Annotated in this window: 21 protein-coding genes; 4 read left to right on the top strand and 17 right to left on the bottom strand. The window is 65.6% G+C overall.

Annotated elements, in window-relative coordinates; genetic code table 11:
- Nucleotides 1-5: 5 nt before the first annotated feature.
- From B9Z03_RS06355 to B9Z03_RS06335, 5 genes are all read right to left on the bottom strand, one after another.
- Nucleotides 6-1082 (bottom strand): ketopantoate reductase family protein, encoded by a 1077-nt coding sequence (locus B9Z03_RS06355; RefSeq protein WP_085463424.1) that lies wholly within the window; start codon nucleotides 1080-1082, stop codon nucleotides 6-8.
- Nucleotides 1075-1875, bottom strand: a complete 801-nt coding sequence (locus B9Z03_RS06350; RefSeq protein WP_085463423.1) for an ABC transporter permease — start codon at nucleotides 1873-1875, stop codon at nucleotides 1075-1077. The genes B9Z03_RS06355 and B9Z03_RS06350 overlap by 8 nt, the downstream gene beginning before the upstream one ends.
- The gene (locus tag B9Z03_RS06345; protein ID WP_176247451.1) at nucleotides 1868-2692 is read right to left on the bottom strand and encodes an ABC transporter permease; all 825 of its coding nucleotides are present in this window, start codon (nucleotides 2690-2692) and stop codon (nucleotides 1868-1870) included. The genes B9Z03_RS06350 and B9Z03_RS06345 overlap by 8 nt, the downstream gene beginning before the upstream one ends.
- A gap of 75 nt (nucleotides 2693-2767) precedes the next feature.
- Entirely contained in the window at nucleotides 2768-3763 is a 996-nt protein-coding gene (locus B9Z03_RS06340; protein ID WP_085463421.1) for an ABC transporter substrate-binding protein, read from the bottom strand.
- A 47-nt stretch (nucleotides 3764-3810) separates the two neighbouring features.
- Nucleotides 3811-4566 (bottom strand): ABC transporter ATP-binding protein, encoded by a 756-nt coding sequence (locus B9Z03_RS06335; RefSeq protein ID WP_085463420.1) that lies wholly within the window; start codon nucleotides 4564-4566, stop codon nucleotides 3811-3813.
- A 291-nt stretch (nucleotides 4567-4857) separates the two neighbouring features.
- On the opposite strand from B9Z03_RS06335, the gene B9Z03_RS06330 reads away from it, so the two are divergent.
- Nucleotides 4858-5370 (top strand): flavin reductase family protein, encoded by a 513-nt coding sequence (locus B9Z03_RS06330; RefSeq protein WP_176247450.1) that lies wholly within the window; start codon nucleotides 4858-4860, stop codon nucleotides 5368-5370.
- A gap of 72 nt (nucleotides 5371-5442) precedes the next feature.
- On the opposite strand, the gene B9Z03_RS06325 is transcribed toward B9Z03_RS06330, so the two are convergent.
- The 10 genes from B9Z03_RS06325 to B9Z03_RS06280 all read right to left on the bottom strand — a co-directional run bounded on the left by B9Z03_RS06325 (nucleotide 5443) and on the right by B9Z03_RS06280 (nucleotide 16855).
- Nucleotides 5443-7059, bottom strand: a complete 1617-nt coding sequence (locus tag B9Z03_RS06325) for a GMC family oxidoreductase (protein WP_085463418.1) — start codon at nucleotides 7057-7059, stop codon at nucleotides 5443-5445.
- Nucleotides 7060-7096: 37 nt separating this feature from the next.
- The gene (locus tag B9Z03_RS06320) at nucleotides 7097-8020 is read right to left on the bottom strand and encodes an ABC transporter permease (RefSeq protein ID WP_085463417.1); all 924 of its coding nucleotides are present in this window, start codon (nucleotides 8018-8020) and stop codon (nucleotides 7097-7099) included.
- Entirely contained in the window at nucleotides 8017-9603 is a 1587-nt protein-coding gene (locus tag B9Z03_RS06315) for a sugar ABC transporter ATP-binding protein (RefSeq protein ID WP_085463416.1), read from the bottom strand. The genes B9Z03_RS06320 and B9Z03_RS06315 overlap by 4 nt, the downstream gene beginning before the upstream one ends.
- Before the next feature lie 24 nt (nucleotides 9604-9627).
- Nucleotides 9628-10638 carry a sugar ABC transporter substrate-binding protein gene (locus B9Z03_RS06310; RefSeq protein ID WP_176247449.1) on the bottom strand — a complete coding sequence of 337 codons (1011 nt, stop codon included), beginning with the start codon at nucleotides 10636-10638 and terminating at the stop codon, nucleotides 9628-9630.
- Between the two features lie 125 nt (nucleotides 10639-10763).
- Entirely contained in the window at nucleotides 10764-11615 is an 852-nt protein-coding gene (locus B9Z03_RS06305; protein ID WP_085463414.1) for a helix-turn-helix transcriptional regulator, read from the bottom strand.
- Nucleotides 11612-12424: an ABC transporter permease gene (locus tag B9Z03_RS06300; RefSeq protein ID WP_244561885.1), complete on the bottom strand. Its 813-nt coding sequence runs from the start codon at nucleotides 12422-12424 to the stop codon at nucleotides 11612-11614. Before B9Z03_RS06300 ends, B9Z03_RS06305 begins: the two co-directional genes overlap by 4 nt.
- Before the next feature lie 5 nt (nucleotides 12425-12429).
- Nucleotides 12430-13302, bottom strand: coding sequence for an ABC transporter permease (locus B9Z03_RS06295; protein ID WP_176247448.1), 873 nt, complete (start codon nucleotides 13300-13302; stop codon nucleotides 12430-12432).
- Nucleotides 13303-13339: 37 nt separating this feature from the next.
- Complete coding sequence (locus B9Z03_RS06290; protein WP_085463411.1) at nucleotides 13340-14422, bottom strand: ABC transporter substrate-binding protein; 1083 nt, start codon at nucleotides 14420-14422, stop codon at nucleotides 13340-13342.
- 36 nt (nucleotides 14423-14458) lie between these two features.
- The gene (locus tag B9Z03_RS06285) at nucleotides 14459-15520 is read right to left on the bottom strand and encodes an ABC transporter ATP-binding protein (RefSeq protein WP_085463410.1); all 1062 of its coding nucleotides are present in this window, start codon (nucleotides 15518-15520) and stop codon (nucleotides 14459-14461) included.
- A gap of 24 nt (nucleotides 15521-15544) precedes the next feature.
- The gene (locus B9Z03_RS06280) at nucleotides 15545-16855 is read right to left on the bottom strand and encodes an NtaA/DmoA family FMN-dependent monooxygenase (protein ID WP_085463409.1); all 1311 of its coding nucleotides are present in this window, start codon (nucleotides 16853-16855) and stop codon (nucleotides 15545-15547) included.
- Between the two features lie 465 nt (nucleotides 16856-17320).
- On the opposite strand from B9Z03_RS06280, the gene B9Z03_RS06275 reads away from it, so the two are divergent.
- The 3 genes from B9Z03_RS06275 (at nucleotide 17321) to B9Z03_RS06265 (ending at nucleotide 19127) form a co-directional block, all read left to right on the top strand.
- Nucleotides 17321-17710 carry a MarR family winged helix-turn-helix transcriptional regulator gene (locus B9Z03_RS06275; RefSeq protein ID WP_139832183.1) on the top strand — a complete coding sequence of 130 codons (390 nt, stop codon included), beginning with the start codon at nucleotides 17321-17323 and terminating at the stop codon, nucleotides 17708-17710.
- A gap of 145 nt (nucleotides 17711-17855) precedes the next feature.
- Nucleotides 17856-18629, top strand: coding sequence for an SDR family NAD(P)-dependent oxidoreductase (locus tag B9Z03_RS06270; protein ID WP_085463407.1), 774 nt, complete (start codon nucleotides 17856-17858; stop codon nucleotides 18627-18629).
- Nucleotides 18630-18638: 9 nt separating this feature from the next.
- Nucleotides 18639-19127, top strand: a complete 489-nt coding sequence (locus tag B9Z03_RS06265; RefSeq protein ID WP_085463406.1) for a flavin reductase family protein — start codon at nucleotides 18639-18641, stop codon at nucleotides 19125-19127.
- A gap of 23 nt (nucleotides 19128-19150) precedes the next feature.
- Here the strand turns inward: B9Z03_RS06265 and B9Z03_RS06260 are convergent, their stop codons facing one another.
- Together B9Z03_RS06260 and B9Z03_RS06255 are read right to left on the bottom strand one after the other, a co-directional pair.
- Complete coding sequence (locus B9Z03_RS06260; RefSeq protein WP_085463405.1) at nucleotides 19151-19876, bottom strand: class II aldolase/adducin family protein; 726 nt, start codon at nucleotides 19874-19876, stop codon at nucleotides 19151-19153.
- Between the two features lie 133 nt (nucleotides 19877-20009).
- The gene (locus B9Z03_RS06255) at nucleotides 20010-20600 is read right to left on the bottom strand and encodes a maleylpyruvate isomerase N-terminal domain-containing protein (protein WP_085463404.1); all 591 of its coding nucleotides are present in this window, start codon (nucleotides 20598-20600) and stop codon (nucleotides 20010-20012) included.
- Between the last annotated feature and the right edge of the window lie 30 nt (nucleotides 20601-20630).

Raw genomic sequence — 20630 nt, 5'->3', positions numbered from 1 at the left:
CTCCCTTAGGCAATGGATGCTTCGTTGACCGCGAGGGCCGGATCACCGTCGGCAAGCCGCCTGATCAGCGCGTCGGACTGCTCCAGCTCGCCGCTTTCGACACGTCCGATGAGATCAACCAGGCGGCGAAGCATCGGGGTCGGTACGCCGTTGCGCAGCCCTGCCGCGATCACCGGCTCCATTTGATCGCGTATCTCGGTCCTGCGCTTGTGGACGGCGATGTCGCGCCATGGGCCCGAATGCGTCTTCGGGCTTCCCTTCAGGATCGCCGCCATCTCGTCCATGCTGCGCTGCGCGTCGGCCGGGCTCGCCTGTGCCGAAAAAGCCGCCGGCTCGAAACCATCGAAGCCCCTCGGCCTTATGTCCGATGCCGCCGCGACCGCCATCACCTCACCGGCGAGCCCACGCCACACCGGCAGCAGTTCGCGCGAGGAGAACAGCTCGGTAAGAGTTGATTTACCCAATGCAGTTCCGAAGATCAGGGCGCCGAAGCCGAGCTTCCCCCACAGATAGCCCCAGATGTCGTCCGTCGCCTCGACGTCCGGTTCGAAGTCACCAAGCAATCGCGCAAGATCGGCGAGCCGCGGCGACATCCGCCCGTCCAGCTCGCCGACCGCGAACTTCGCCCGCTGGCCGAAGCGGATCTCGCCAGGGGCCAGCCAGTCGCCCATGAAGCCGATAAGGGCCCCCATGGTGCGCGACGCACCCAGCTCCTCCGCGATCAGCGTCTCGCACAATCCGTTCTGCAGCGAGACGACGATGCCATCCTCGTCGAGATGCTCCGCGATCTGCCGGCAGGCCTCGCGCGTCGCCTGCGCCTTCACCGCCAGCATCACGACCGGCCAGCGGCCGGCCACCTCTTCCGGTGAGAATGCCGGGACATCGACCGTGAATTGGTCAACCGGGCCGACAATCTTCAGCCCATGCGCGCGGATCGCCTCGACATGGGCGCGGTTGGCATCGACCACGGTGATCTCATGGCCGCTGCGCGCGAGATATGCCGCGACGGTCCCGCCGATCGCGCCCGCCCCCCAGAAGAGGACGCGCCTTCGATCTCCCGCGGAAGGCGACCGGTCAGCCATTGCGGCCGGCCACGCCGCTGCTTTCGCCCTTGACGATTAGCCGCGACAGCGGCTGCAGGATAAAGCGCTGGCCGATGATGACGAAGATGACGATGGCGATGCAGAGCGCGAGGATGCGATCCGTCTGCCCGACATCCTGGGCATGCTGCATCATGTAGCCGATGCCCGACCGGGCGCCGAACAGTTCGGCGATCAGGCTGATCTTCCAGCATACGCCATAGGAGATCGTGATCGCTGACATGAAGAACGGGCTGAGCAGCGGCAGTTCGATGCGCCAGAACGTGGCAAGTCGGTTGCGGCTGAAGCTGCGCCCCATCTCCACCTCTTCGGTTCCGATCGCCTTGGCGCCCTCGGCGACGTTCACGAGGGCGAACGGTAGAACGATGAAGAACTGGACGATGATGACCGCCTGTGACGTCACCCCGAACCAGACCGTGCCCAGGATCGCCCAGGCGAGGCCGGGAAAGGAGCTGAAGAACGGCACGAGGATGTTGTCGACAATGCCGCCGGTGGAGGGCCAGTAGCGCGGCATGATACCGATCAACCCACCGACGATCGTCGCCGCCGCGATCGCCACCACGATGCGCGAAAAGGTGACCGCCGCGTTCCACCAGAACTCCGGATCCTGCGCGAAATCGAGCAAGGTGAGCGCGATGGTGCCGATGGATGGAAAGATCCGCTCCGGCAGTGTGCTGGAGGTTGCCCACCAGGCGGCCAGCGCAAGGACGAGCAGTCCGTTGGCGACCAGGCTGGAGCGGCCGAAGAGCCGGTAGAGGAGCGTTCCGCTAGACATTGTACACCTTGCCGATGCGGTCCTGCAGCCGCGCAAGCACGAGCCGGTCGACCAGGAAGACGACGAGGAGGATGAGGATCGCCACCGCGAAGATCATGTCCGTCCAGTAGCGCGAGCGGGCGAAGTTGATGATGCTGCCCAATCCCTTGGCGCCGCAGAGCAGCTCGACGATGACGACGATCTGGAACGAGACGCCGAAGCACAGGCGCAGCGCCGCGAAGAGATACGGGAACAGCATCGGCAGGATGACCAGCCGGACTTGGCGCAGCGGCGCGCGCGTGAAGGAGACAGACATCTCGATCGCCTCGCGGCTGAGCTCGCGCAGCCCCGTGCCGATGTTGATCAGGGCAAGCGGCAGCATGGCGGCGGTCGCGGAGAAGATCACCGCCTGGCTGTTGATGCCGAACCAGATCAGCGCCAGGAACGCCCAGCCGATGCCTGGAAACGAGTTCATAAATGGCGCGAGCCGCCCGTACACGGCCAGATCCAGCACCGGGAAGAAGTAGCAGAGCAGGGCGATGACGAGTGCCAGAACGAAGGCGAGCACGACCGACACCAGCACATGCAGAAAAGTGTAGCCGGCATAGGTCAGGAAGCCGGGATCCGACCACATCGTGGCGAAGCGCGACGCGACGCGCAGCGGCGAAGGAATCTGGATCGGGGGAACGAACAGAGAGTAGACCTGCCAGACGGCAAGCACCGCGACGAGGAAAGCCACCGTCGCCACCGTGCGCCGGCTCGGCATCCATCGTCCGCCGCCCGTGCGCGCACCCTTCGCGGGTGCCGTGTCCGTCAGCCTCTCAGCGGCCATCTGCATTCGATGTCCTTGGTAAACGTGGTCAAGCAGGAACGGCCTCCGCATCGCGGAGGCCGCCAGTGCATGGCGTGTGGATCAATCGGCCATCACGGCCTGGGGCGCGATGAGCCCGTCGGCCGTATCAGGTGCCTTGGTGAGGATGCCCAGCTTCACGGCGGTGGCCCAGGATTTGACCATCACGTCCTTGTCGGACTGCTTCAGCGTGTATGGCATCTCGCCAAACTCGGTGAACCAGCCCTTCAGGTCGGCCGGGTTCATGTTGTATTTCGGCGCGACGTCCGCGAACACCTCGTCCTGGTGCTCCTTGAGATACTGGGCGGACTGGGCGAGCAGCTTGGCCGCCGCCGCGATCGCCTCCGGCTTCTCGTCGATCTTGGTCTGGTAGGTGAAGAGCAGGATGGCCGGCAGCGGCGCGCCATAGAGCTTCACCAGATCGGCGCCGCCATGCATGACGGCGCGATAGTCCGGCGACTTGGAGATCTGATAGGCCTTCACGTTCGAGAAGGCCGCGGCGTCGACGCGACCGGCCTCCAGTGCCGCCTCGAACTGCGAGCCGGGAATCTCGACCCAGTTGAAGTCGCCGCCGATTGCGGAGACGTTGTAACCGTACAATTCCTGCATGATCGCGCGGCGAGAAACGACGTCGCCAGCCGAGACCGACTGGACCGCGATCGACTTGCCCTTCAGGTCGGCCAGGTTCTGGATCGGGCTGTCCTTGCGCACCCACAGGCCCGGCTGCACGACGTCCTCGCCGGGCAGGTAGCGGATGACGGTGGCGAGCACGCGCACGGGCAGGCCCTGCTCCGCGAGAGCCGGGATCGCATTGGTGCCGTTCGGCATGATGTCGTACTGCTGCGACAGCGCCGCCTGGTGCGCCGCCGGGATCGGCATGAAGTCGACCGACACCTCGACATTGGGATCGCTCACCTTGCCGTTGAGGATCGCCCACATGGCCGAGTGATAGCCGGGATCGGCAATCATCCCCACCGTGACCTTCTCCGCCGCCCAGGCCGCGCTCGACGCGGCGATGGACAACGCCATTCCCAGGACTGCTCCGAAACGAGATTTCATGGCTGTTTCCCTCTATAGCCGGTCGATTGCCGAGCCGGCGTTTTTTGCTAGTGGACCGAAGGGTCGCCGATCAGCTTCCTGAGCTGGTCGTGCATTGCGCGCAGCGCCGGATCTTCTAGATTGCGGGGACGGTCCTGCGGCACTTCGATGATCGAGCGGACCTTCGTCGGCTTGCTGGACAGCACCACGATCCGGTCCGCGAGTTCGATCGCCTCGTCGACCTCGTGGGTGACGAAGATGATGGTCTTGCCGGTCTTGCGCCAAAGATCGACGATCTCGGCGCGCATGCGGTGGCGCGTCATGACGTCGAGGGCGGAGAAGGGCTCGTCCATGAGGATGATGCGCGGCTCCACCGCCAGCGCCCGCGCGATCGAGACGCGCTGGCGCTCGCCGCCCGACAGCATGGCCGGCATCTTCAGCCGGTCCTTGCCGAGGCCGACGAGCTCGAGCAGCGAGCGGGCCCTCTCCAGCATCTCGGCGCGGGAGCGACTGCGCCCGAAACGAAGCTGCTGGCCGAGAACGACGTTCTCCTCGGCATTGCGCCAGGGCAGTAGGCGAGGCGACTGGAAGACGTAGGCGATCTCGTCCCAAGCCTGGTCCGCCGGCCGCGAGCCGACCAGCACCTTGCCGGAATCGACTTTAAGCAGGTCGCCGATCACCCTGAGAAGGGTCGACTTGCCGCAGCCGCTCTGCCCGACGATGCAAAGGAACTCGCCGTCGCGGATGTCGAAGGACAGCCGGTCGTAGACGGTCTCTCCCGAGAAGGAGATGCTGATATCCTTGAGTTCGACGATCGCGTTCAAGTCGGTCCTGTCCGTTTGCGGCGCATGCCTGCTGGCAGCGCGGCTTCGAAGCTAGGGGGCCTTTTCCGACAAGTCATCGAACGGCGCGGAAGTGAAAAACAATAGTGCGCCGACGATAAATAGGCCGCGTTCTGCCGGGTTTACGGCAGGCCGATGCGGCCGCGGTTTTCCGCCAGCGGCATGAGTTGTTGCCGCCGGGCGCAACCGGTCCACGCATCGCTTGATGGCCGCCCGCCACACCAACATTGTGCCGCCATGACGAACTCGCATGACGATCCGAAGGAGCAAGCGATGACGATCCATGTGGATGCCGCCGAACCAGCCCTCCCCTCGATGGACAATGGCGCGTTCCGTTCCATCATGCGCACCATGGTCAACGGTGTGACGGTGATCACCACCTCGCACGAAGGTCACATGCATGGCATGACAGCCACTGCCTTCTCGTCGGTGTCGGCCGATCCCCCCACGGTGCTGATCGTGCTCAACCGCTCGACGCGCACCCATCCACTCGTCAGCGCCAGCCGGCACTTCGTCGTCCACCTCCTGTCGGAGGACCAGATCGAGCTCGGCAACCGGTTTGCCGGCAAGCTGGACGACCAGTTCGACGGCATTTCCTATACGATCAACGAGCACGGCATCCCCGTCATCGACGGCGTCGTCGCCACGCTCGAATGCGAGACCGTTAACGAGCTCAGCGTCGGCACGCACACGATCTTCATCGGCCGCGTGCTGCGAGGCTCGCGGTCGCAGACGATGCCGCTGGTCTATCACGACGGAAGCTACAAGGCCGTCGCCGGCCGCTGAGCATCCAGACCTACGAAATGAAAGAGGGGCGGGATGATCCCGCCCCTCTTGTTTGACAAAAGCCGTCGCCGCCTATCGGCCGGATATCAGCGCCGCGGCCCTCTCGCCGATCATGATCGACGGCGCATTGGTGTTGCCATTGATCAGCGTCGGCATGACGGACGCGTCGGCGATGCGCAGTCTCCTGATGCCGTTCATGCGCAGTTGCGGATCGACGACCGCCTCCGCATCCGTGCCCATCCGGCAAGTGCCGACCGGGTGGAACGCGCTGCCGGCCATCCTGAGAAGCTCCGCGCGGAAGACCTTGCGGTCGCCAAAGCGGCGGGGCAGCTCGTCGGGCAGGGTGATGTAAGGCCGCATCTCGGGTCGCTCCATCAGCTCTCCGACCTTCGCCACTGCGGCGAAGAGGCCATCCTCGTCGGAGGCTTCCCCGAGATAGTTCGGATCGACCGCCGGCCGCGCCATCGGGTCGGCGGATTTGAGCCTGACATGACCGCGACTCGCCGGTCTGCCCTGGTTGACGACGACGCAGAAGCCATGGCCGGAGGGGAGCGGTATCTTGCCCGACACCTCCTCGATCTCCGGCAGCTTGGCGATGGTGAGATGCATCTGCGCATCGGCGACCTCCGCGTCCGGTTTCGACTTGTAGAAACCACCGGTCGGAAGCGAAGGGCGGCCCAGCGGCCCCCCGCGCGTCAGCGTATATTGCACGCCGGCCATGAAGGCCCGCACCGGATTCAGGAGCCGGTAGGCGCTGACCGGCAACGGACAATCGATATTGATGTGATGTCCAAGGTGATCCTGGAAATTCGCACCCACACTCGGCACGTCGAGTGCCACGTCCACGCCCACGGAGCGCAGATGATCGGCCGGCCCCACGCCCGACAGCATCAGCAGGTGCGGCGTGCCGATCGCGCCAGCGCAGAGGATCACCTCCGCATCCGCCTGGACCGTTTCGCTGCGACCGTTCACGACCACTTCGACACCCCGCGCCACGCCGTTCTCGAGCACGATGCGCGGCACCAGTGCGCGTGTCAGCACGGTCAGGTTAGACCGGCGCTCGGCGGGCCGCAGGAATGCGGAGGCCGTGCTCCAGCGCCTGCCGCGATGGATCGTGTTGTCGAAATAGCCGAAGCCTTCCTGGTCCTCTCCGTTGAAATCGTCGTTGATGCGTTCGCCGGCGCCGGCACAGGCCTCAACGAAGGCCTCGCAGATCGCGGTGCCGGGCGTCCCCTTGCGCACCTTCAGGGGCCCGTCGCCCCCGTGATAATGGTTCGCGCCGCGCTCGTTGCCCTCCGATTTGCGGAAGAAGGGCAAGACGTCCTCGTAGGCCCAGCCGTCGCAGCCGAGCTCCGCCCAGTGGTCGTAGTCCCAACGGTCGCCGCGCACGTAGAGCATGCCGTTGAGCGAGCTCGATCCGCCGAGGATACGTCCCATCGGCATGTGGATCGCGCGGCCGCCGAGCCCTCGCTGCGGTTCGGTGAAATAATGCCAGGAATAATGCGGGCTCACCATGTTCTTGATCTGCGCCGCCGGAACATGGATCGACAGGTTAGAGTCCGCCGGCCCCGCCTCGATCAGGCAGACGCGCGCCTTCGGATCTTCCGACAGCCGGCTGGCGAGCGTGCTGCCCGCTGACCCGGCTCCCACGATGACATAGTCGAAAGACCGAAGGCGTTCAGACGTCATTGCCTTTTCTCCGTATGCTGAATGTCGATCGTCCGGCCTATCGGGCCCGGCGCTTGGCGCTGAGGCCGACTGCCACAAGGATGACCAGTCCGGTCGTCAAATCCTTGAGGAACGGGTCGACGTTGAGGATGTTGAAGCCGTTGCCGATCAGCGCCAGCAGCAGCACGCCCGACAGCGAGCGGTAGACCGCGCCCGATCCACCATAGATGCTGGTGCCGCCGATGATCACCGCGGCGATCGCGTCCAGTTCCATGCCGACGCCGGCCGTCGGCTGGCCGACGCCGATGCGCGAGACGGCGATCGTGCCCGCGAGGCCTGCGGCAAGGCCCGTCAGCGCGAAGGTTGCGATCTTGACCAGATCCGTCCGGACGCCCGAGAGGATCGCCGCCTCCTCGTTGCCGCCGACCGCACGCACGCGCCGACCGAAGGTGGTGGCATTGAGCAGGAACATCATCGCCGCCGCGAAGACCGCGAGCACGATCACCGCGATATTGACGATGCCGACGCGGCCGCGGCCAAGCCAGGAAAACACCTCGTCGCGCACCGGGATGAGGCCGCCGCCGGCGATCAGGATAGCCAGGCCGCGATAGACCACGCCGGTGGCGAGCGTGGCGAGGAAGGGATGCACGCTGAAGCCGGTCACGATGACGCCATTGACCAGGCCGAGAACGAGGCCGATCAGCGGCCCCGCGACGAGGCCCAGCATGGGATCGAGGTTGACCGCGACCGTGGCGCTGAGCACCGAGGCGACGCCGAAGACCGCGCCCGTCGACAGGTCGAAGCCGCCGGCGATGATCGCGAGCGTCAGCGCGCTGGCGATCAGTGCCAGCGGGACGGCCTGGTTGACGACGTTGAGCAGGTTGCGCGGTGTCAGGAACGCATTGCTCGCCACCGATAGGACGACGATCAGCGCCACGATCAGGATCAGGACGCCATACTTCTGAAGAGTGTCGCGGATCATCCGGTCTTGCTCGCCTGCGCTGGACCCGGGTGGGTTGCCATGGGGTTCGTCTTCTCCTCCACGTCGAAGAGGCGGCGCAGTACGTCCGCCTCGGTGACGCCCTCGCAATCGATCTCGTCCGCGATCCGGCCGCCCCGCATCAGATAGCCGCGATGCGCCAGGCCCAGCACTTCCTCGAGCTCCGACGAGATCAGGAGGACGCCCGCCCCCTGGCCGGCGAGCTCAACCACGAAATCGTGGATGCGCCGCCGTGCATTGATGTCGACGCCCCTGCTCGGTTCGTCGAGGATCGCCAGGATCGGCCGCTCGCAGGTCCAGCGAGCCAGGAGCACCTTCTGCTGGTTGCCGCCGGAATAGGTGGCGACCATGCCATCCGGATCGCGCGGCACGACGCCCAGCCAGTCGGTCAGGCGGCGCGCCAGCGCATATTCGGCGCCGCGGTTCAGGATGCCGTGCCGGCTGACCAGGTGCCGATGTACCAGCGACAGATTAGGGCGCGTCGGCTGCGTCAGGTCGAGCCCCTGCTTGCGCCGGTCCTCCGGCACGAAGGCGACGCCGCGCCTGATCGATTTCGCCGGCGACGGGCTCTGATACTCCTGCCCCGCGACAACAATGCGCCCCGCCTGCAAAGGGTCCGCACCGAAGATGGCGCGTGCAAGTTCCGACCGCCCGGAGCCGACGAGGCCGATCAGGCCGACGATCTCGCCCGGCCGCACGGCGATCGAGACGTCGCGCAGACCCGTGCTGGTGGTGAGCGCCTTCACGTCGAGCACTGGGGGGATCTCCGGCGAGGGACGCGGCGGCCGGTGCGGGATCACGATGTCCGTCGCCGATCCGATCATGCCCTCGACGAGCGAGGCGCGGGTTTCGGGGCTGACGGCGGACGTCCGCACACGTCGCCCGTCACGCATGATCGTGACGCGGTCGCACAGCGCCAGCACGTGATCCAGCTGGTGCGTCACGTAGACGACGCACCGCCCGTCGTCGCGCAGCCAGATGATGATGCGATGCAGCCGCTCGACCTCGTCCGCGGTCAGAGAGGACGCCGGTTCGTCCATGATGATGAGCCGCGCGTCGCGCGCGATCGCGCGCATGATCTCCACCTTCTGGCGATCCGCGATGCGCAGGGTCGACACCAGCGCGTCAGGATCGAGGCCGAAACCGCAACGCTCGTCGAGCTTGCGAAGCCTCGCGGTCTCGTCGCCCCGCGTCGCGCCGAGCAGGTTGTTCTCTATCCCGAGGAAGACGTTCTTCGCGACGGAGAGCTGTGGCACCAGCTGAAGCTCCTGATGGATCATCGCGATGCCGCTCGCGAGCGCCTGGCGCGGCGAGAAACGCCCCACCTTCGCGCCGTCGATCTCGATCGATCCCTCGTCGGCAGCGTAGTATCCGCCGACGATCTTGCCCACGGTCGATTTCCCGGCTCCGTTCTCGCCGATGATCGCGTGGACCTCGCCGGCCCTGAAGTCGACATCGACCTCGCTCAGCACCTTGGCTCCCGAGAACGACTTGCCGATGCCGCGAAGACGCACGAACGCCGCGTCGCCTTCGCTGGCCGACAAGGATACGGGAGCCGGGTTCATCGTCACCTTGTTGCGCCAGGCCTCTCAGCCCTTCCATTCCGGCACGAAGTCCGGATGGGAGTCGAGCACGTCCTTGGTGACCAGGGAGGGGACGGCGCCGATCTTCAGCGCGTCGATGACGGCCGGCACTTCCTTGCCCTGGAGCGCCTCGACGAGCGTCTTCACCGCGATGTAGCCCTCGCTGGCTGGGAACTCTGCCAGATTGGCGTCCCACTTGCCCGACTTGATGCGTTCGATCCCGATGTCGGTGCCGCCGCCCGAGACGATGAACAGGCTCTCGACCTCGAGGCCGGCATCCTCGATCGCAACCTCCGCACCGAGCGTCTGCTGGTCGGCGATCGACAGGATGGCGTCGATCTCGGGATTGGCCTGGAGCGCGTCCTGGACACCCTTCATCGACGTGCTGGTGTCGTAGGCGCCTTCGACGGTGGAGACCACCTTTATGTTCGGATGCTTGGCGAACTCCTCGACGAAGACGTCGTATTTGCGCTTGTCGAACGGATAGATCAGCCGGCTGATCAGGATCAGCACCCGGCATTCCGCCTTGTCCTTGCAGAAGGCGACGACGGCATCGGCCTGCAGCTTCGCCGCCTCGGCGGGCACGGAAGCGACCGTCGTCGTCAGTCCCTTGAACTGCGGTTCGAGCGTGTCCGGGTTGGCACCCAGCGGAAACTGGACGGCCGCGACCTTGAGGCCGGATGCGGCTGCGGCTTCCAGCGCGGGGACGATGCCGACGGAATCGTTGGCGAGAAGTGCGATCGCGTTGAACCGGCCGGACGCGACCACGTCCTCGACCTGCGAGAACTGCTTCGACGGATTGAACTCGCCGTCGAAAATCTCGATCTCGACGCCGAACTCGGCCGCGGCCTTCTCCATCCCGGAGAAGACGGCCTGGTTGAAGATGTTCGGCCGCGAGGCGGCGAGATAGGCGATCTTGTAGTCGGCGGCCGACGCCGGGCCGGACACGGCCAGGCTCGAAGCCATCGCAACGACGGCGACGGCCGACCTCAGCATTCTCGAAACAGGGCTATGCATGCTCATCCCTCTGGTTGGAGCCCGACGCCGGCCATTGCGCCTGTCCGTCTCGGCTCAGTTCTCCGATGATTCAACAAGACGGCAACATCTGCCTGCCGCAAATAGCGAGAATCCGCTACTGGCCTCTACAGAAGCGCCCAGCAGGCATTGGCGAGCTGCGTCCGGTTGGCGACGTTGAGCTTGGCGCGAATGCTTCTGAGCTGGTTGTCGATCGTGTTGGGCGACTTGCCCAGCGTCTTGCCAACCTGCTTGTCGGTCATACCCGCAGCGACCAGCCGCGCCACCGCCATCTCCGCCGTGGTCAGCGGCATCGGTGCCCGCCCTTCCACGCAATCGAGGCTCGCACGCAGGATCGGGGCAATGAAAGTCTCCGTCATGGTGTTGAGATAGTCCCGCGCCTGTCCGTTCCAGTCGCCGCGCGGCTCGCGGGCGTCGACGCAGACCATGCCGATCACCCGCCCGCCGTCCTGGATGCGGCATGCCAGCTTGGCGCGCACGCCCCTGCCGAGGGTCGCCGTCCTCAGCGTCCCCAGGACCGGGTCGTTCTGGATGTCGAGATAGACCGCGCCGTTCGAACGCCAGACGATCTGCACCGCGGGGTGCCTGTTGGGCACCTCACGGCTCTGGGCGCGATCCGGCACGCCGTCGCGCCATTCCTCGACGGCGATCCGGTGCATCGGCTCGTCGGGCGAGCCGAGACCTATGTCGGTCCTGCTCGCGTCCAGCTTCTCCAGCAGGTGCCTCAGCACGGCGCGCTGCAGGCCGGCTGGATCGTCCAGATAAAGCAGCATGTGGGCGGCGCAATCCAGCATGGCCGAAGGAACCGCGCCGACATTCCGGTCGATGAGGCGGGACCGGAGCATCTTGCGATGCCTCTCGACCGCCGACGAATGCGCCGCGAGACGCGACGACGTCCGCGGGACGGCATGTGCGAGCGGCCGGTTCTCGGCGGCATCGGGAACTGCGATTGCGTTCATGAGCGGTATATTCCTTTGCCCAGCACCGCCTCGATGCCAACAATCCTGTCGAGAACAACGATGAAGGCGATGGCGAGCAGGATGAGCATGATGGATGCCGCGGCGATCGTCAGGTTGAACTGGGACTTGATGCTGCTCGCGAGCGCGACGGGCAAGGTGTAGACCTTCGGATCGGTCAGAAAAATGGTCGCCGAAATATCGTCCATCGAAAACGCGAAGGCGAGGATGAAGCCTGTCGCGATGCCGGTCCGGGCGAGAGGGAAGACTACGCGAAGCAGCGCCTGCCGCTCATTGGCTCCGAGGCTGAGAGCGGCTTCCGTCAGGGTTGGTGATATGCCGTCCACCACGGCAAGGCTCGTCCGGATCGTGTAGGGGATCGTGAGGAGCAAATGCGCCAGCACGATGCGCGCGAAGCTCGAGTCCAGGCCCGTGAGCGAAAAGAAGACGACAAGGGCGAAACCGAGCACGACGCCGGGCACGACAAGCGGTGACAGGAACAGCGCGCTCAGCAGCCTTGCACCCGGAAACGTCGCCCGCGACAGGCCGATCGCAGCGAAGGTGCCGAGCGTCGAGGAGACGGCCGACGAGATCAGCGCCACCAGTAGGCTGGTCCAGAGACCTCCGAGGAAATACGGGCTCTCGAAGAACTTGCGGTACCATTGCAGCGACAGCGTCTCGGGCGGGAATGGACCGATCGTGGGTCGCGGTTCGAACGACATCGCTATCGTGTAGACGAGCGGCAGGATGAGAACTGCCGCCGTCAGCGCCATCGCTGCGCCGACGACGATAAACACCGCCCTGTCCGCCATCCGCTTCACGCCATCTTCTCCTGTATGCGGGGCGCGAGGCGCGCGGCAGCGATGCCGATCATGTAGACGGACAGCAGGGACAGCAGCAGCAGAACGATCGCGAGGGCGGCTCCGCTCGGGAAATTCCCGACCGAACTGAAGCGGCTGTAGATCAGCGTGGTCATGAACGTGACCTTGCCGCGGCCCAGCAGCATCGGAATGACGAAGGCGCTGATGCCGAGGGTGAAGACGACGAGGAATGCAGCCGCGAAGCCACGCGCGCAGAGCGGCATCACGACTTTCAAATGGCCGCTGGTACGGTTCGCCCCCAGCGCCATCGCAGCCTCGAGAAATCGCGGATTGACGTCCTGGATCGTGGAGACAAGCATCAGCGTGCAGACGGGGAAGGCAAAGCTGAACAGCCCGATGACCACGAGAAGTTCGGACATGAAGCGGCTGTTGAGACTGGTACCCAGAAGCCCTGCCAGTTCGCGACCGAATCCATAGGGGCCGAGCGAGATGAGCAGTGCGAAGACCTTGACGAGCGCGCTCATGAACAACAGGAGCACCAGCCCGCAGACCATGAGCTTGTGCGCGAGGTCGGTCGGGCGTCGCGCGATGTGATGCGCCAGCGGATAGCTCAGTGCCAGCGTCACGACGGACGCGACGAGCGACAGGCGCAGCGTCTGGAAAAAGTAGCCGAGATAGGCGGCGTCGAGCAGTTCGGCATAGTTGGCGAGCGTCAGGGGCGCACCCGTCGCCGAACCGATGCGCCCCGGCACGAACTGCCGGAAACTCTCGATCACGACGATGGCCATCGGCGCAAGGAAGAGGACAAGATAGAGCGCCAGCGGCAGCGCAACTAGCATGAGCCGCAGGCGTTGGTCGGTTCCCGACATATCTGTCCTTTCAAGTCCGCCGATGGCCGTCTCCTTCTCAAAGCAGCGGAGCGATCTCTTTTTCCCAGCGCTGGATCCAGCCATCGACCTGCGTCGCCACATAGGCCCAGTCGGTTGGGAAGGTGTATTTCGCGTATTCCTCTTCCGTAAAGGCGACGTATTTCTGCTCCTCGCTCACCGTGGCCTTGATGTTGGCGGGAATGCTGCCGACCGCCGAACAGAAGGCCGCGTTGCTTTCTGGGCTCATCATGCCGTTCAGCCATTCCTTGGCGGCCGCCGTGTTGGCTCCCTTCGGCACGATCCAGCCTTCGGTGACGATGCCGGTGCGGAAGCCGCTGTCCGCCGGCATCCGCGCCAGGTTCTCGACCGGGGTGACCGTGCCGATGTGCTGAAAGCCGGTCGAGGTGGTGAAGGTGACGCAGGTCTCGCCGGTAGACATCGACGTGAACGTGTCGGCGTCGGACATGGATACGCGGCCGATATTGCCGGCCTCCGCCATCTTCTTCACGAACTCCCAGGCGGGCTCCATGTTGCGCTCGTCACCTCCGAGCGCATAGGCGATCGATATCATCTGCATGTTGGTGCTGGATTGCGGCGGAGGCATCAGCACCAGGCCCTTGAGTCGCGGATCGAGAAGGTCGCGGATGTTGGTGAGCGGGAAGGGGCAGAACTGCTTCGCATAGCCCCAATGCAGCGCCATGATCGACCGGGGCACTGTCTTCCACGCGCCGGTCCCGTCGCTCATGAAAAGCGCGGACGGAACATCCTTCAGATTGGGAATCTCGTCGGCGGTGACCGTCTCCGCCCAGCCTTCGTTGATCATGGAGGAGAAGATCGGATTCCACGCCGCGACGACGTCGTAGTCGCTCTTCGGCCAGGTGGTCTTCATCTTGGTCAGGGTGGCCGTCGCGTCTCCCGCATGGACGTCATAGGTCACGTCGAAGCCGGTCAGCTTCTCGCTCACCAGGCGGATATTGTCGATGTAGTTGCCGCCCCAGTCGATGACGGTCAGCGGCTTGTCGGCCGCGAAGGCCGGCAGGCGGGAGGTGACCGACAGCGCTCCGAGCGTCGCGGTGGAAAGCATGCCGGTCTTGAGCAGGTGGCGTCTGGACAATCGCATTGGACTTCCCCTCTTTTCGGTCGTTGCGACCGGTTTCTATTCGGTGTCGACGAACCCCATCTCCGTCGGATGGAATCCGACGCGCACGCGGTCGCCCCGGCCAAGGCCCGCGGCACGACCTGTCCGGTCGAGCACCACGACGGTGTCGCCGGTGTCGAGCATGCAGGTGATCTCCGTGTCGGTGCCGAGAAAGATCGCGTCGCGGAAGGCGGCCGGCAGCGAGACCATGCCGGACGGCGTGTCTCCGGAAGCTTCCAGAATCCGCAGCTTCTCCGGCCTGATGAACCCCGACACCCGCCGGCCCGCCGGCAGGGATGCGGCGAGAGGCACCAGTGCCCCGCCGGCCATGCGGAATCCCGTTCGGTCCTCCGTCACGGCCCCTTTCATCCAGTTCGACCGGCCGACGAACTCGGCGATGAAGCGGTTGGCCGGCCGGTCGTAGATTTCGCGCGGTGCGGCGTCCTGCATGATACGGCCGCCATTCATGACCAGAACGCGATCCGCGAGGCTCAGCGCCTCCTCCTGGTCATGCGTGACGATGATGGTCGTCGCACCGGCCGCGCCGAGGATCTGCTTCAACTCGCTGCGAAGCCGTTCGCGCAGCTTGGCGTCGAGCGCCGACAATGGTTCGTCGAGCAGGACGATCTCCGGCTCGGTCGCCAGCGCACGCGCCAGCGCGACACGCTGCTGCTGCCCGCCCGAGAGCGCGTTGGGCTGGTTCGCCGCCTTGTCCGACATCTGGACGAGCCGCAGGTAGCGCTCGACCCGCTGCCGGGTCTCCTCCTTGCCGACGCCGCGATGGCGTGGCCCGAACGCGACATTTTCCGCGACGGACAGATGAGGGAAAAGGGCATAGTCCTGGAACACGATCCCGATGTTCCGCGCGTAGGGCTTGCTCGACGTGATGTCGGCGCCTGCCAGGCGGATCGCCCCGCCGTCCGGCTTCAGGAAGCCGGCTATCATCCTCAGCGTCGTCGTCTTGCCACAGCCGCTCGGCCCGAGAAGAGCAATCGTCTCCCCGCGGCTGACCTCGAAAGTCGCCCCCTCGACCGCGATATGCGCGCCAAAGGATTTGCTCACCCCGTCAAGCGAGAGCATTGCTTCGCCCCGTTGTCCGTTCCATCAAAATTCCCGCAACGTCTCGCGAAGCGTCTGCCGCGTGTATGAGGTGCGGGCGAGGCCTCGCCGCTGGAGCGCAGGCACAAGCCCATCCGATATTTCGGCAAACACGCGCCGCGAGGTTCGCTGCATCGGTGGGCTGATGAGGAAGCCGTCGCCTCCGACCTCCTCCATCACCGCGGCCATCTTGTCGGCCACCGTGTCCGGCGACCCGACGAAATCGAGGGCCGGATCGGCGGCCTCGTCATATTCGGCGAGCGCCAGCTGCCGCAGGGTCTTTCCCGACCCCTTCTGCGCGAAGCGGTCAAGCGACCCTTGCGTGCCGTTCGTCGTGACGTCGGGAAGCGGCTGATCGAGGTCGAACTGGGCGAAGTCGATATTCGTGAAGGTCGACATGGAGGCCAGCGATCGCTGCACCGACGCCGGATCGGCCAAGAGCCGCGCCCGCCGGGCCAGGGCTTCCTCGTCCGTCTCGCCAATCGTCGGGTGGATCAGGAACATGATCTTGACGTGGTCGGGATCGCGTCCCTCCTCCTCGGCGGCCTGCCTGACGGTGTCGCGATAGCGCTTCATTCCGGCGACGCCGCGGGCGATCCCGATGATCGCATCCGCGTGCTTTGCGGCGAAGCGAATGCCACGCGGCGAGGCGCCCGCCTGCAGGAAGACCGGCCGCCCCTGCGGCGAACGCACGGTATTGAGCGGTCCGCGGCACTTGTAGAACTTGCCCTCGAAGTCGACCGTGTGAACCTTGGACGCATCGGCATAGACACGCCTGTCGCGATCCATGACGACGGCTCCCGGTTCCCAGGAATCGAACAGCTTGCAGACGAGGTCGACATACTCCTCCGCCATCTCGTAGCGCTGCTCGTGCGGCGTCAGCGCATCCAGGCCGAAGTTCTGCGCGGCCCGGTCCTCGCTGCTGGTGACGATGTTCCAGCCGAACCGACCACCCGCAATATGGTCGATGGTCGAGGCCAGCCGTGCGAGAAGAAAAGGCGGATAGCCGAGCGTCGACATCGTCGCCACGACGCCGATCTTCGACGTCGCAGCGCCCATCAGGGCGGCCAGCGGCGCCGGGTCGTGCTTCGGCGCGTACATGCCATTGCCCAGCGTCGCACCGGCGCTGCCGCCATAGACGTCGGAAACGTGGAGAGTGTCCTCGATCATAATGAAGTCGAGGCAAGCCAGCTCCATCTGGCGGGCGAGGTCGATGTAATAGCGCCCGTCCCACGGCTGGCCACCCGAGGAAAACGCGCCTTCCCAGTCTCCGGCCGAGAAGCTCATGAACCAAGCAAGGTGGAAGGGTTTTGCCATGCGATCACCGTGAACGTTGCGCAGACAGCCTTTCGTCTGTTCCGCGAACGGGCAATCGGCGTTGCGTCGGTGCTGAAGAATGCATGCGCGGACTCAAAAACGGCACGACGCATTTGCATGCCCTGCGCAAAACGAATGCATGTTATGGTAGCGATCGATGCAACCCATGGCCGCTCGTTTCGGCCGTGTCAGGGTTGAAGGTGGTGGCACACCGGCGTAACGAGGCCCGGGAGCGCGACGACGGACGGGTCGGGTATTGATCGAGATCAAGGAGCGGCGTTTCGAATGACGGCAAGCAATGGAGCGAAGGGCGTTCATCGTTCCGCCGAATCCGCAAGCTTGTCGCCACAGGCGGACGAAACGCCGGACCGAAAGGAACGGGCTCTCCCGGTCGGGGGAGACAAGGGACCACTATTGTTGCATTCAAGCCCCAATTATCTGTTCTGGTGCCTTCACAAGACCTCAATGTCGCTGGTGACAGAAGAGCTTGAGCGCGCAGGAACCGACCTTACCCCAGTCCAGTATGCCGCGCTGACGGCGGTCCACGCCTATCCAGGCATCGACCAGGGATCGCTGGCCTATGTCATCGGCTACGATCGCGCGACGATCGGCGGCGTCATCGACCGGCTGGAGAAGAAGGGGCTGATCGTCCGGCGCATCCAGGCGCACGACCGCCGGGCGCGAGCGTTGTTCCTTGAGCCGGCCGGCGAAGAGCTGCTGCCGGGGCTGGAGCACAAGGTGGCCCTTGCGCAGGCGCGCATCCTGGCCCCGCTCGCCCAGGAGGAGCGGGAACAATTCCTCGCAACCGTCGCGAAGCTGATCAGGGAAGACCTGCCGCACTCGTTGCGCAGCTGAGGCCTTGGCTCATCGCCGGAGGCGGTTTGCGACGAACGCAGGGTTTCTTGCGTGACAGCGCGCCGGCGCTTGCTCGCGATTGCCGAGAGTGCAGCAACCACCCTAGTTCCTTGGCCAGCATTTACCGTAAGCCTGGTCGGAATCCATGTCTCATCTCCAGCATGCCATCGTCACCGGCGCCGCGCGCGGCATCGGCCTCGAAACCGCCCGCTCGATGGCGCAGGCCGGCCTCAGGGTCGGGCTCCTCGACATCGACGAGACGGCAGTTCGGCAGGCGGCAGCCGGGCTCGAGGCGGAAGGTCTGTCCGTTGCGCCGCTCGTCGCGGATGTCACCGACCGGCCGGGCTTGGGGAAGGCCTTCGATCTTTTCCTCGCCGGCGCTCCTCTGCGGGCTCTGGTCAACAACGCCGTCTATCTGCGTTTTGAATCCTTCAGCGAGCTGAGCGAGGACAATGTCGACAAGACGCTCGCCGTCGGGCTGAAGGGTGCGATCGCCTGCGTGCAGTGCGCCCTGCCAGCCCTGAAGCGCTCGGTCGAGGCGGCCGGCGACGCCACGATCGTGAACGTCGCCTCGGGTGCTGCGATCCAGGGATCGGTGGGTTTTTCGGCATACGCGTCGCTGAAGGCCGGGCTCACGGGCTTGACGCGCCAGCTCGCGGTGGAGCTCGGGCGCGACGGCATCCGCACCAACGCCGTCGCTCCCGGACCCATCCTGACCGAGGCTGCGCTCGCCGAGCCCGGCAAGCCGAGCGACTGGGCCGAGGCGACGATACGGCGCACGCCGCTCGGCCGGATGGGCAGGCCGGAGGAAGTCGCCACCGTCATCGCCTTCCTGGCTTCGGATGCCGCAAGCTGGGTCAACGGGCAGGTCATCTCCGTCGACGGCGGCAAGTCGATCGCCGCGCACGATCTCAGATAGGAAAACGGAATGGCGGAACCGGATGTAAAAACCTTCTGGCGGCTGATGGGTGCGCGCCCGGTGAGCGTGCCGGTCGTGGCGGCGCGAGGATCGGATGGCCCTGCCGGTTTGCTCGCACTCTCCGCCACGCACGTGGCCGCGGCTCCGCCATCGATGCTCGTCTGCGTCGGCCAGTCGACCAGCGCACTGCAGACGATCAAATCGTCGGGTGCATTCGCGATCAGCTACCTTCCGGAAGGCGCGGAGGAGACGGCGGAGATCTTTGGCGGCCGTCGCGGCCTGTCGGGGGCCGATCGTTTCGCCGAAGGTGAATGGATCACGATGACAACCGGCGCGCCCGTCTTCGCCAAGGCGGTGCTTGCGCTTGACTGCCGGGTGTCCGCAATCTTCATCCACGAGGGCACGGAACTCATCATCGGCCGGATCGAGGACCATGCAACCAGCGAACGTACACCCCTCGCAACGCTCGGCGGGCGCTATCGCGGCATCACGCTCTAATCATTGCCTCACCGGAGGGACAGTCAGAGCCCGGCGAAGCCCGCCCGCGCGGTGTAGTAAGCCCAGGCGCGTTCCATCGGCAGGTCGCTCAGCAGCATCTGCGCCGTCTGCTCGACCTCGCCGGGTGTCAGATAAGTCGGCTCGCCATGCGGCAAGGTTTCCAGCAGAACCTTGGCGTTCTCGGCAAGATAGATCGACGTGAAGCAGACGGCCGCCAGGCTGTGCGCGGCGCAGACCGAGCCGTGCCCCCTCAGGATCGCCGTCGTGCCGGAGCCCAGCGCACGGGCCAGGGAGTGTCCCTTCGGAAGATCGTCCACCAGCATGTTCGTATCGCCGAACTCGGCCTGGCTGTCCCACTTGGGCACTTCCGCGCCGATGACCGAGGCCATGTGGAACACGGGCCTAAGGCGCAGGTCGGTGATGGTGAAGGGAAGGATCGAACGCGCATGGTGGTGCGCCACCGCCTGCACATCCGGCCGCGCCATGTAGATCGTGCCGTGGAGCGCGCGTTCCTTGTAGAGGTTGCGCTTTTCCGGCCGCACCGGCTCGCCGTCGAGGGTGAACTCGACGATGTCGTCCATGGTCACGATCTCGGGGCTGCGCGAGCGCGACAGGAAGTAGCGGCCCGGATCCTCCGGATGGCGCACGCTGACATGGCCGAAGTCGTCGATGATGCCCTCGCGCGCGAGAATCCGGTTCGCCATCACCAGATCGCGCAGAACCCCGTCCACCGACTTCTTCACCGACATGTCGCACTCCTCTCCGTAGGTTCGTCGCGCGGACAGATGCGCCCCGTGACAGCGCTGGACAAGTCTGGCCTTTGCCGGGCAACGCCTCCGTTGTTGCGCCTGTGCGCTCTTCGGGGATCGAGCCGGCTGCCGTTCAGATGGCGAGACCGTCGGTGCGCAGCGCGTCGGCGAAATCCGGCGGGAAGTCGGCAGGCGAGCCCTTGTTGTCGAGGTCGAGCGCGCGCAGCCAGATCTCCCGCGCGCGCAGCCAGGGGGTCCTTGCGACCGGCACCAGTTCGCCGTTCAGCGCCCGCACGCTCGCCTTCCAGCCCGTCTCGTTCAGGTCGCGCCACTCGACGTTGAGATGCACTTCGGAATGCTGGAACAGATAGCGCAACGCGTGCGCCGGGAGCGTCGCGCCGAACTCGACGTCCTCGATCTGGTTCTCGGGCTCCGCCAATACCTCCTCCGCCATCCCGTTGCGCGCCGCCTCGGCCAAACGCGCCAGGCTGCGTGCATGGTAGCCGACATGGGCGACGACGTGACGCCGGCTCCAGCCGGGGACGCGGGACGGCGCGTCGAGCGCGCTGTCCGGCAGTTCGTTCAGCTTGCGGGCAAAATAGGCCGTGCCCCGCCGCGCCCATAGCAGGTCGCGCGCCGGCGCCGCGGGCGAATCGTACCGCGCGCCGCTCCCCTGCCTCTCGCGCAGCCGGGCGCGCGCTTCCTCCTCGCCGTGATCGGTCATGCCGGACCTCCCGTTCCTGATGCCGTTTGG

The sequence above is a fragment of the Mesorhizobium australicum genome, assembly GCF_900177325.1.
GTDB classification, from domain to species: Bacteria; Pseudomonadota; Alphaproteobacteria; order Rhizobiales; family Rhizobiaceae; genus Mesorhizobium_A; species Mesorhizobium_A australicum_A.
The sequence above is the reverse complement of the archived record's forward strand: the minus strand, read 5'-3'. Positions and strand labels throughout refer to the sequence as shown.